Genomic DNA, 11,756 nt, shown 5'->3' with positions numbered 1-11,756 from the left:
GACTTCTTGGACAGCCCCTTATTATGATCTTCAGGATTGAAGCCAGGGGTGGAGTTATGTGAATACTCATTTCGAGTAACGCTCAATTAAATCAAGATTCGGATTAAATCCCTAAATTAACAACTGTTTTTCCGCGAGATTCAAACTTCAATAAACACATAGAAACCCCCACTTAAAGTGGAGGTTTCTTCACGTGTTCCGGGTTTTACACTCGTTTTCTGGCCAAGCCCATTGCACGCTCTGCTTTATTCAGCATTTTGTTTGCTGCCCGGTTGGCTTTTTCTGCCCCTTGGTCAAGGATTTGATCAAGTTCATCAGATTCGATGAGGCTGAAATACCGGTCTTGAATCGGTTGTAAACGTTCAATGATCGCTTTAGCTGTGCCTTCTTTAAAATCTCCGTAACCTTTTCCTTCATATTTGGTCTCCAACTCGGAAATGGACTCTCCGGAACAAAGAGAGTAGATTGTCAAGAGATTTGAGATTCCTGGCTTATTCTCTTTATCAAACCTAACGATACCTTCTGAATCAGTTGTCGCACGCTTGATCTTTTTTGTGATGACCGCTTCATTATCTAAAATAGAGATGAAGGCATTCACGTTCGGGTCTGATTTGCTCATTTTTTTAACCGGATCAACGAGGGACATGATTCTCGCACCGACTTTGGGAATTCGAGGCTCAGGAATCGTAAAGATCTCACGGTACTTTTTATTAAAACGTTCTGCAAGATCTCTTGTAAGCTCAATGTGCTGTTTCTGATCATCCCCAACAGGAACTAGTTCAGTTCCATACAGCAGGATATCAGCAGCCATCAGCGGCGGGTATGTCAGCAACCCTGCAGAAACAGCATCTTTTCCTTTGGATTTGTCTTTAAATTGAGTCATACGTTCAAGTTCTCCAATATAAGCGATACACTGTAATATCCATCCCATCTTCGTATGAGCAGGAACCTCCGACTGAATGAATAGTGTAGACTTCTCCGGGTCAATTCCAACAGCCAGGTATAGGGCGGCAAGGCTGCGGCTGTTCTTTTTCAGCTGGACCGGGTCTTGCGGAACTGTAATTGCATGCTGGTTTACCACACAGAAGTAACAGTGGTTATCTTCCTGATAGTTTACAAAGTGCTGCAGTGCTCCTAAATAGTTGCCAAGTGTGATCGTACCGCTTGGCTGTATGCCTGAAAATATAGTTGCCATAAAATATCCTTCTCCTTTTACTTCAAAATCAATACAAAAAGGCCCATCCATCCCATTAAAAGGGACGAATGGACCGCGGTGCCACCCTTACTTATTCATAAAGAATCTCTCAAAGCCGTACTGTCATACGGTGACCATTCTATCGTGCGGACAAACACGCCTGTTCCTACTGTAAGTTCAGACAGGAGCTCAAAAGCCCATTCCATGCTTATTCACTGCCTGTTTACACCACACACAGGCTCTCTGAGAGCTTCAAAAACATGTACTTTTCTTTATCATCGCCAAGATCATTCAATTAAAATAAGTATAGTAAATTTAAGACAGAATTGCAACCAGGCTAGAGACCACAAACAGAAAAAGACCCGAAGAGAGGAGCGGAAAAACAAATTCTCCTGATACTCTTTCTGAAAGATAGAAGTTCGATTCGGTTTCATGGCTGCTTGCATACTCTGCAGACTTAGAGAAACTCTTCATAACTTTTTTCAGTGTCCTGGAAAACAGATCGAATAATCCTCCCCTGATGACAAAAAGGGTTAAGCCAATTAAAAGGAGGGCGAGGGAAACCATGAAAAGGTTGTTCACTAAATGAATGAGGTGGATCTTTTTTTCAGAGACAAGCTCTATAATGAGCGAAAGTATTATGGATCCCGCGGTTAATAACAATGAGGAAGTCAAGCGTGACATCAAATTTCTCCAATCTGAAAAATTCAAGTTTGTTTTATACATTTTAACATGAAAATTCACGAATGAAGTAATACTTTTTACCTAGTAAATCCCCCTGTCGATCTTCTTGAAGTGAGCTTTTTGATTCAAAACAGCGGGAGAGCGAAAAAAATTTGGGGTAATAAAGGAGGATATATCACCAAATATTCTGGAAATTACTGTCTTAAAAACAGAAAGAAAACGACGGACAATAATAGGTCTTTATTCCTATTTTTTGTTAATAAAACGTAAATATTATGGGCTTTTTGTAAAAGTCGTAAAAAAAAGTATATGCATAATAGTTAGAAAACTTGTATAATACGGTTGTGGGCAAAATGTCTGATAATTCACGAAGCTTTGGTCCACTAATTAGGTAAACAGAAAAAGGGGAGGTCAATTCATGAAGAAGTCAAAATGGTCGTTACTTCTAACGATCGTGCTCGTATTGAGCGTCTTCCTTTCTGCGTGTAGCGGAAAGAACGGTAAAGATGACAAAGCAAATGGCAATGCATCTGAAGGTAATGGAAGCTCATCTAAAGAAAAGGTGCTTAACCTGTTAGACTCATCAGAAATTCCGTACCTTGATAACATCATGGCGGATGACTCTGTATCTCTAAACGTTGCAAACAACGTTTACGAAGGTCTTTACACTTTAGATGACAAAGATCAGCCAGTCCTTTCTGGTGCTGCTGAAGAGCCGCAAGAAAAAGACGGCGGTAAAACATGGGTATTCAAACTTCGTGATGACGCTGTTTGGAGCAACGGTGAAAAAGTAACAGCAAATGATTATGTATTTGCTTGGAGAAAAGCTGTAGCGAAAGAAACAGCTACTCAATACTCTTTCATTTATCAAGTAGCAGGTATCCTGAATGCAGATAAAATACTTAACCCTGAAGACAAAATGTACAACAAAACAGATCAGCTTGGCGTTAAAGCAATTGACGATCACACGCTAGAAGTTAAATTTGCAGCTGACCCTGCATCAAAACCTTACACTAAAGCGGTTCTTTCATTCCCTACTTTCTATCCGCAAAATGAAGCTTTCGTTAAAAAACAAGGCAAAGAGTTTGCTCTTGAAGCAGACAAAGCGCTTTATAACGGCCCTTACACTCTTTCTAAATGGGAGCATGAAAAAGGCTGGCAGTTGAAAAAGAACCCTAAATATTGGGACAAGAACAACGTAAAAGTTGACACAATCAACGTAAACGTAGTTAAAGAAGAAGCAACTCGCATCAACCTGTTTGAAACTGGAAAAGCAGACCGTACTACCATTTCTGCTGAGTACGTGGATCAATACAAAGACAAGAAAGATATTTTCAGTACTGTTCCTGAATCAACATTATTCTTCTTGCGTATGAACCAAAAGAACAAAGCGTTGGCTAATGAAAACATCCGTCACGCAATAGATATGGGCTGGGACAAAAAACAGCTTACTGACGTTCTTTTAAACAATGGATCTGTTCCTGCTTACTTCCTAGTTCCTTCTAAGTTCGTTAACGGTCCAGATGGATCTGACTTCCGTGAGAAGTATGGCGACCTTAATAAAGGCGATGCTAAAAAGGCAAAAGAACTTTGGGAAAAAGGCTTGAAAGAGCTTGGAACAAAGAAAGTAGATCTTACTCTACTTAACTATGACAGCGATACAGCACAAAAAGATGCGCAGTTCATCAAAAACCAACTTGAGAAAAACCTTCCTGGTCTATCTCTAAAAATTAAGCCACAACCATTCAAACAAAAACTTAAGCTTGAAGAGAAACTTGATTACGATATCTCTTATGCTGGTTGGGGACCTGACTATCCAGATCCAATGACATTCGTAGATATGTTCGTAACTAATAGTCCTCATAACGAAATGGCTTACTCAAACAAAAATTATGACGAACTAATCAAAAAAGCTTCATCTGAAACAGACCTTAAAAAGCGTTGGGCTATGATGCAAGACGCTGAGAAAATCTTGATTCAGGATGATGCTGCAATCAGCCCAATGTACCAACGTGGTCTTGCTTACATCACTAAGCCAAACCTTAAAAACGTAGTAAACCACTCATTTGGCGGAGATTTCAGCTATAAAAACTGGGATGTTAAGTAAAAAATAATATTAAATGGTTAAATAGCTATACGCGGAGAGTATATGTCAGTAAGCCATATACTCTCCTTTTAACTGCAAAATTCTCACTAGTTGAAATTTGTCGAACTTTCAAATAAAACTATTGTAGGATATTGTAATCTCAACTATTATAGATATATAGGTATATAGCTGGGGTTTATTATTAGGAGGTGCAATAGTGGTTCGTTTTGTACTCAAACGCATGGTTTACATGTTGATCACACTATTTATTATTTCTTCATTTACGTTTTTCTTAATGAAGCTGCTGCCAGGTTCTCCGTTTAACAACGAGGAAAAATTGACAGCAGAGCAAAAAGTTATCTTGAATGAAAAATACGGGCTGAATGATCCGATTCCTGTACAGTACTTTAACTATATGAGCAATCTCGTAAAAGGGGACGCGGGTGTTTCCTTCCAGTATGACAACCGGCCTGTATCCACTATGATTACAGAGAGAATTGGGCCTTCTGCTGTTCTGGGTGTTGAAGCAACTATTTTTGGAACGATTATCGGATTGATCTTAGGAATTGCCGCTGCATTAAAGCAAAATTCGGCGATTGATTACGTTTCTTCACTATTTGCTGTATTAGGGATATCCATTCCTTCATTTGTATTTGCCGGTGTTCTTCAATATTACGTGGGAGTTAAGCTAGATTGGCTGCCCGTAGCCCTTTGGGATGGTCCGAAATATCATGTTCTGCCAGCACTTTCGTTATCGGTTTTTGTAATAGCAACAGTTGCGAGGTTCATGAGAACGGAAATGCTAGAAGTGTTGGGACAAGATTATATTACAACTGCTAAATCCAAAGGTTTAAAAAATATTGTTGTTATTTGGAAACACACGATTAGAAATGCAATGATTCCGGTAGTAACTATTTTAGGGCCTCTTGCCATCAACCTGATCACAGGTACGCTGATCATCGAACGAATTTTTGCAGTGCCTGGCCTGGGATACCAATTCGTAGGTTCGATCACACTTAATGATTATCCGGTAATTATGGCAACTACCATTTTTTATAGTGTATGTTTCATTGTAGTCATTTTAATTGTTGACATTTTGTACGGAATTATTGACCCGAGAATCAGGGTTGCAGGAGGCAAGGAATAATGAGCATGCGTGAAAAACAACTTAACAATGATTTGTTCCAGCCTGCGGTGATCTCTGCGGAAGCTTCTGAAAAAATAACGAAAGAGAGCACTTCCTTTTGGCAGGATGCCAGAAGACGTTTGTTTGAAAACAAGGGAGCTGTTGCTGGGCTTATCATCATCGTAGCTATTCTCCTTTTTGCCTTTTTAGGTCCAGTTATGAGTCATAACGGCTTTGATGATCAAGACACAAGCAGAACCAATTTGCCGCCGCGTATTCCTTTACTTGAAAAGGTAAGCTTCCTTGGTGTTGATGGTGTGGACATCCGAGGCGTCGATCAGTATAAAATGAAAAACCAGACAAAAAATTACTACTGGTTTGGAACGGACGCTCTGGGCCGGGATCAGTTCGTAAGAATATGGAAAGGGACACAGATTTCTCTTTACATCGCATTCTTAGCTGCAGCCATTGACATGATTATTGGTGTAGCTTATGGAGCCATTTCAGGTTTCTTTGGCGGACGAACGGATAATATTATGCAGAGGATTATTGAGATCGTAGTCGGTATCCCCAACTTAATCGTCATTATCCTTTTCATTCTAATTCTTGATCCAGGTATTTTATCCATCACAATGGCATTGGTTATTACAGGCTGGACAACAATGGCCCGTATTGTACGTGGACAGATCTTAAAATTGAAAAACCAGGAATTTGTAATGGCATCAAAATCATTGGGGGCAACAAGTTCCCGTATTTTGACAAAGCACATGTTCCCGAATATTTTGGGTGCGATCATCATTACATCCATGTTTACTATTCCTAACGCTATTTTCTTTGAAGCATTCCTAAGCTTTATCGGACTTGGACTTGCTCCTCCAACAGCTTCTCTAGGGTCATTAGTAAACGAAGGATTTAAATCATTACAGATCTATCCTCACCTAGTAATGTACCCGGCTGTCATTATCTCGTTGATCATGATCAGCTTTAACCTATTGGGTGACGGATTACGTGATGCTCTGGATCCTAAGATGCGTAAATAGGGGGAGAAAATATGAAGAATATATTAGAACTTAACAATCTTAATGTCTCCTTTCATACATTTGCAGGAGAAGTAAAAGCGGTTCGCGGGGTAAGTCTGCATCTTGAAAAGGGTGAGTCCCTTGCGATAGTAGGAGAATCCGGATCAGGTAAATCTGTTACTTCGAAAGCAATCATGCGATTATTGCCTGAAAAAACGAGTGAGATTAAGGAAGGCCAAATCTTTTTTGAAGGAAAAGATCTAGTGAAGCTCTCCAACCGCGAGATGGAGAAAATCCGTGGCTCTGAGATTTCTATGATTTTCCAGGATCCGATGACTTCCCTAAACCCGACGATGACAGTCGGGAAGCAAATCATGGAAGGTCTTCGCAAGCATCAGAACTTGTCTAAGAGCGAAGCGAAAGAAAGAGCAATCAATCTCTTAAAGCTTGTAGGAATTCCAAATCCGGAACTCCGCATTACAGAATATCCTCACCAATTCTCTGGTGGGATGAGACAGCGTGTGGTCATCGCCATCGCGCTTGCGTGTAACCCAAAAGTATTAATCGCCGATGAGCCAACAACGGCACTTGATGTTACGATTCAGGCACAGATCCTTGATTTAATGAGAGATCTGCAGCAAAAGACCGGAACAGCTATTATTCTGATTACCCATGATCTTGGTGTAGTAGCCAATCTTTCACAAAGGGTCGCGGTAATGTACGGTGGAACGATTGTTGAAACAGGTACAACGGATGAAGTGTTCTACAATCCTAAACATCCTTACACTTGGGGATTACTATCCTCCATGCCAAAGTTAAACACGAACGACAAAGAATTGCTGGCGATTCCTGGTACGCCGCCAAACTTGCTTAATCCGCCGAAAGGCTGCCCGTTTGCTGCACGCTGCCCTTATGCGATGCAGGTTTGTGTGGACCATATGCCGGATGCCTCAGACGTTACTTCAACTCATAAATCGGCTTGCTGGCTGCTGGATGAGCGTGCGCCTAAGGTAGAACCGCCTGAAGCTGCATTAGTAGGAGGTGCCCGTTAATGGCAGTTGTAGAAAGAGAGAAGTTATTAGAAGTCAAGAACCTGAAAAAGCATTTTAGAGTTGGCAAGAATGCTGTGTTAAAAGCAGTTGACGATGTCAGCTTTGATATATATAAAGGTGAAACACTCGGACTTGTTGGAGAATCCGGCTGCGGAAAATCTACGACTGGAAGAACGATTATTCGTCTATACGATGCTACAGACGGCAATGTCGCTTATGAAGGTGTTGATGTTCATGGCAAAAAGTCCGGTAAAGAATTAAAATCCTTTAACCGCAAGATGCAAATGATCTTCCAGGATCCCTATGCATCCTTAAATCCAAGGATGACGATCAAAGATATTATTGCCGAGGGAATAGATATCCACGGTCTGGCAAAGAACGATAAGGAACGTATGGAGCGTGTTTACGAGCTTCTTGAAACGGTAGGGCTGAACCGTGCACATGCCAGCCGTTACCCGCATGAATTCTCAGGCGGACAGCGTCAGCGTATCGGTATTGCCCGTGCCCTTGCAGTGGATCCTGATTTTATCATCGCTGACGAACCGATCTCAGCGTTGGACGTATCCATTCAGGCGCAGGTTGTAAACCTGCTTATGAAACTCCAAAAAGAACGCGGACTAACGTATTTATTCATCGCCCATGATCTTTCCATGGTTAAACATATTTCCGACCGCGTGGGTGTTATGTATCTTGGAAACATAGTTGAGCTTGCGGACAGTGATGAGCTTTATGAAGAGCCTCTGCATCCGTATACTCAAGCGCTTCTTTCAGCCATTCCTGTTCCGGATCCTGAAGTAGAACGAAGCCGCGAGCGAATCATTCTTGAAGGTGATATTCCGAGCCCAATCAGCCCGCCAAGCGGATGCCGTTTCCGTACGCGCTGTCCGCATGCAATGGATGTTTGCGCAAGTACAGTTCCTAAATGGCAGGAAGCAAGAGAAGGCCACTGGGTAGCTTGCCATCTTTATGACAATGAATTGAACAATGAGAATAAACAGTAACAAATGACGCGATCTCCTGTATATCAGGAGGTCGTTTTATGATATGTTTAAGGAGGGTTATAAGGATTATTTGAAACGAGGTAATTGAATGAATATCACTTTTATTCTGGATAGTGCAAGCGACTACTGTGTAGATCATCATACATTATCCGTCCCTTTTGTCATTGTTCCGCTTAATATTACTTTTAAAGACGGTCATTTTTTAGATGGGGTCGATATCAGTATGGATGAATTTTACGAGCGGATGGCAAGAGAGGAGAATCTTCCTAAGACAAGCCAGCCATCTCCACAGGCTTTCTATAATGCTTTTCATTCTGAACTTGAAAAAGGAAACGAGCTGATTTATCTAGGACTTTCATCAAACCTGAGCGGTACTGTGCAAAGTGCCGGAATCGCGAAAGGAATGCTAGATGAAGCCGTTCAGCATAAAGTGCATATTATCGATACAGGAACAGCTTCTGCAGGAATTCATGTATTGCTAAAAGAAGCGGAAAAACTTGTTCAGCAAGGCAAGAGTGCTGAAGAAATAGTAGCATCCATCAATGAGAAAAAAGAAACGGTTTTGGCTTATGTACTATTGGAAACGCTGGAAAATGTGAAAAAGGGCGGCAGGATATCTGCTGTTCAGGGAGCCATTGCTGAATTTCTGAATATAAAACCCCTTCTTTCCGTACAGGACGGAATCGTTGAAACGGTTGGAAAGTACAGAGGGAAGAAAAAAGGATTAATGAAACTGAAAGAATTGCTGCAGGAATGGAAGCAAAAGCATCCTGAAAAAGAGCTTTTTATTATTCATAGTCTTCCTTCCAAAGAAGAAGTAATTAAGGAGTTTGGTGAACTGTTTACATTCTCTGCGTTTAAATCGATCTCGTTCACCCGATTTGGCAGTACGATTGGTACGTATGCAAGCCAAAACGCGATCGGGTTCATCTTTCATTAATATATAAATAAAAACACTCCGTATGGATATGATCTATACGGAGTGTTTTAGGTTTTGTGTCTCATAATGAGCATCCACCAATCGGTCCAGATTTTTAATTCGGTTAAGTGCCGTACTTTTATCCAGTTTTCGATAATGATGCAAACCGCCAGGCTCCTCATCTGCTTCGTCGGCAAGCGCAACTACACGCTGTAGCGGCAGAAGCTGAAGCTGTCCTTCCGGCAGATAAGAATCAGTGTGCAAAAGAATGGCTAACGCAATCTCTTTTGCTTTCCTTGGATCTTCTCCCAGCTCAATGAGCAATTTATGCGCTCTTTCAGCACCTTTAATGGCATGAATGTCATTTTCTTTATAAAGGGAGTAATCCCATTGGCCGTTTGTATACCAAGTATAGTGGCCGACATCATGAAGAAGTGCAGCTTTTGTTGCGAGATCCGGGTTGACGCCATGCTCTTTAGCGAGTGAAAACGCATGGTATGCTGTTGAGATCGCATGCACAAGGCCAGAACGGTCCAAGTATTTCTGAGCATATGGATGAAGAAATATATCGGTTAATGTCACGTTTCTCATCAATTTTTCTCCTTTCTGCAAACTCCTCGAACAGGCAGGATACGAGGGATGCTAAAAATGTATATTGTTAAATACTATACCACCGTTTTGCCTCTTAATCAATAAAATAAAACAAAAAGAAGGGCTCTCATGGGAGCCCTTCTTTCCATTAACTTTGTTAAAGCATATTGTTGATTTTCAATTATATTGGGCATCGCATACTGATCCTAAAAGAGATCCTCAAGTCTTTTTCTTCAATCACACCCCACCAAAACAACACATGAACTAACAGAGCTTTTCCATTAAAAATATTCCTTCCAGCGCTTTGAAACCAATTGGTCAATATCTGGCCGTGTTTCAACCGTTTCGGGATAAAAAGGCTTCATTCTTGCATCGATAATGACTGGTCCGCTGTATTTAATTTTATTTCGTACAACCTCACTTTTGGCGTAAAGATCATACGCTGGATCAAAACGCGTAAAGGTTGTCCATAAAAATTGGGATTGAGATGAGGCGATGGAGGCATCGTCCACTAAAAACACCAGCTGCCATTTATTAAGCTGCTGTTCGCCAGCTTGAAGCAGTTTTTCACCAAATTCGGGTTCTTCTTCAAATGTTGGTCCAGAGACACATAAACATCCTCCGCAATACGCCTGGACGTCATGAATCCCTGGAATGGTTCCACCTTCATATACTCTTTTCAGTTCTCGTACGGGCTCTCCAAGCCCTGTCATGATCGCTTTGCTGCCGGTGTTGAATTTTCGTCCTGTATAATCCAGGGTATCCATGGATGTATCATGCAGGATCAGCAAATCACGCTCAGGCAGGAATCTCTCTAACACCGCTTCGAGAAGCTGGGAGAAATCCTGAAGATCCACTTCCTTATTGGTTACCATTAGAAATTTAGTTAATGTAAGCTGACCCTCACCCATGATTCTTAAAGCATGTGCGAGCCCTTCCTTATAATAGGATTCTCGGACAACTGCACCTGCAAGGGCGTGAAAGCCTGTCTCTGCATAGGTCCACAATTGTTTAACACCATTCATGACAACCGGGAACAGAGGGCTCATCAGTCGCTGCAGATATTCACCGATAAAGTAGTCTTCTTGTCTTGGCTTTCCAACCACTGTTGCGGGGTAAATGGCGTCTCTTCGTTTCCACATATGGTTCACATTGAATACAGGGAAGTCGTGTGCCCATGAATAATAGCCGTAATGGTCACCAAAAGGCCCCTCGGGTTCCCTGATATGTGGTGGAACAACTCCTCCAAATGCAAACTCTGCTTCAGCGATCAGCGGGTGGGAATAACCCGGCGCATGTGTAAGGTTTAGCTTGTCTCCCATTAGCATAGAGGAAAACATAAGCTCCGGAACTGCTTCAGGGAGCGGAGCAATTGCGCTGATCATTAGGGAAGGAGGCCCGCCAAGGAATAATGTTACAGGAAGCTCCTCGTTTTTTTGTTCAGCGGCAAAGTGGTGGAAGCCGCCCCCTTTATGAATTTGCCAGTGGATGCCGGTTTTCTTTTCTTCTTTAATCTCGATTCTATACATTCCAAGATTGTGCTCGTGTTTATCAGGATGTTCGGTGTAAACAAGAGGGAGCGTAACAAACGGGTTACTGTCCATATGCCAGCCGGTTAAAGCAGGAAGCTTCTTCATGTTCACGTCAGCTGTGTAGGTTTCCATGATTGGAGCTTTTGCCGGTTTTACGGTTCTTGTGCCAATTTTCAGTATGTCTTTGATCATCCCTTTTTTTCCCCACAGTTTTGAAGCAGAAGGAGGGAGAAGGTCATCAATTGATGCGACCAGCTGCTTAACAAGAGCTTCAGGTTTAGGGCCGAACGCCATATCTACACGGCGGATTGTTCCGAATAGATTGGTTACAACAGGGATATCACTGCCTTTAACATTCGTAAAAAGCAGGGCTGGCCCCTGTTCATCGATGACCCTTCGGTGAATTTCTGGAATTTCAAGGTATGGATCAACCTCGGCTTTTATTTCAATAATTTCATTTTCTTTTTTTAACTGCTGAATAAACGTTCGTAAATTGATATGCATGAATCTCCACCTCTAGTATGTATAATCTTCTTTTATCTTCACAAAAA

10 protein-coding genes and 1 other annotated feature are annotated in these 11,756 nt (G+C 41.6%); of the genes, 6 read left to right on the top strand and 4 right to left on the bottom strand.

Annotation, left to right across the window (positions count from 1 at the left end; translation table 11 throughout):
• Positions 1-205: 205 nt before the first annotated feature.
• On the bottom strand, positions 206-1,195 hold the full coding sequence (gene trpS, locus P4361_RS15160; RefSeq protein ID WP_053358293.1) for a tryptophan--tRNA ligase: 990 nt from the start codon (positions 1,193-1,195) through the stop codon (positions 206-208).
• Positions 1,196-1,252: 57 nt separating this feature from the next.
• Positions 1,253-1,483 (bottom strand) — a binding site (T-box leader).
• 27 nt (positions 1,484-1,510) lie between these two features.
• Positions 1,511-1,879 carry a DUF3899 domain-containing protein gene (locus P4361_RS15155; RefSeq protein ID WP_062231385.1) on the bottom strand — a complete coding sequence of 123 codons (369 nt, stop codon included), beginning with the start codon at positions 1,877-1,879 and terminating at the stop codon, positions 1,511-1,513.
• A gap of 418 nt (positions 1,880-2,297) precedes the next feature.
• On the opposite strand from P4361_RS15155, the gene P4361_RS15150 reads away from it, so the two are divergent.
• From P4361_RS15150 to P4361_RS15125, 6 genes are all read left to right on the top strand, one after another.
• A complete protein-coding gene (locus tag P4361_RS15150; protein ID WP_328089916.1) occupies positions 2,298-3,986 on the top strand; it encodes a peptide ABC transporter substrate-binding protein in 1,689 nt (562 codons plus the stop codon).
• 196 nt (positions 3,987-4,182) lie between these two features.
• Positions 4,183-5,112: an oligopeptide ABC transporter permease gene (gene opp3b / locus P4361_RS15145; RefSeq protein WP_053354762.1), complete on the top strand. Its 930-nt coding sequence runs from the start codon at positions 4,183-4,185 to the stop codon at positions 5,110-5,112.
• 5 nt (positions 5,113-5,117) lie between these two features.
• On the top strand, positions 5,118-6,131 hold the full coding sequence (opp3C, locus tag P4361_RS15140) for an oligopeptide ABC transporter permease (RefSeq protein WP_062232514.1): 1,014 nt from the start codon (positions 5,118-5,120) through the stop codon (positions 6,129-6,131).
• Positions 6,132-6,142: 11 nt separating this feature from the next.
• Entirely contained in the window at positions 6,143-7,162 is a 1,020-nt protein-coding gene (locus P4361_RS15135; protein WP_053354761.1) for an ABC transporter ATP-binding protein, read from the top strand.
• Complete coding sequence (locus tag P4361_RS15130; RefSeq protein WP_053354760.1) at positions 7,162-8,163, top strand: ABC transporter ATP-binding protein; 1,002 nt, start codon at positions 7,162-7,164, stop codon at positions 8,161-8,163. Before P4361_RS15135 ends, P4361_RS15130 begins: the two co-directional genes overlap by 1 nt.
• A gap of 88 nt (positions 8,164-8,251) precedes the next feature.
• Entirely contained in the window at positions 8,252-9,103 is an 852-nt protein-coding gene (locus P4361_RS15125) for a DegV family protein (protein WP_053354759.1), read from the top strand.
• A gap of 33 nt (positions 9,104-9,136) precedes the next feature.
• Here the strand turns inward: P4361_RS15125 and P4361_RS15120 are convergent, their stop codons facing one another.
• Positions 9,137-9,673: an HD domain-containing protein gene (locus tag P4361_RS15120; protein ID WP_062231393.1), complete on the bottom strand. Its 537-nt coding sequence runs from the start codon at positions 9,671-9,673 to the stop codon at positions 9,137-9,139.
• Between the two features lie 281 nt (positions 9,674-9,954).
• Positions 9,955-11,709, bottom strand: a complete 1,755-nt coding sequence (locus tag P4361_RS15115) for a UbiD family decarboxylase (protein ID WP_328089914.1) — start codon at positions 11,707-11,709, stop codon at positions 9,955-9,957.
• Between the last annotated feature and the right edge of the window lie 47 nt (positions 11,710-11,756).

Source organism: Fictibacillus sp. B-59209 (assembly GCF_036216745.1).
GTDB lineage: Bacteria > Bacillota > Bacilli > Bacillales > Fictibacillaceae > Fictibacillus_C > Fictibacillus_C marinisediminis.
This window is presented reverse-complemented; position numbering and strand designations above follow the sequence as displayed.

Bases quoted from the DNA above. Each gene is read 5' to 3' on its own strand.
- P4361_RS15150 (WP_328089916.1), top strand. From the start codon at position 2,298: ATGAAGAAGTCAAAATGGTCGTTACTTCTAACGATCGTGCTCGTATTG.
- opp3C (WP_062232514.1), top strand. From the start codon at position 5,118: ATGCGTGAAAAACAACTTAACAATGATTTGTTCCAGCCTGCGGTGATC.
- trpS (WP_053358293.1), bottom strand. From the start codon at position 1,195: ATGGCAACTATATTTTCAGGCATACAGCCAAGCGGTACGATCACACTT.
- P4361_RS15125 (WP_053354759.1), top strand. From the start codon at position 8,252: ATGAATATCACTTTTATTCTGGATAGTGCAAGCGACTACTGTGTAGAT.
- P4361_RS15115 (WP_328089914.1), bottom strand. From the start codon at position 11,709: ATGCATATCAATTTACGAACGTTTATTCAGCAGTTAAAAAAAGAAAAT.
- P4361_RS15155 (WP_062231385.1), bottom strand. From the start codon at position 1,879: ATGTCACGCTTGACTTCCTCATTGTTATTAACCGCGGGATCCATAATA.
- P4361_RS15135 (WP_053354761.1), top strand. From the start codon at position 6,143: ATGAAGAATATATTAGAACTTAACAATCTTAATGTCTCCTTTCATACA.
- P4361_RS15120 (WP_062231393.1), bottom strand. From the start codon at position 9,673: ATGAGAAACGTGACATTAACCGATATATTTCTTCATCCATATGCTCAG.
- P4361_RS15130 (WP_053354760.1), top strand. From the start codon at position 7,162: ATGGCAGTTGTAGAAAGAGAGAAGTTATTAGAAGTCAAGAACCTGAAA.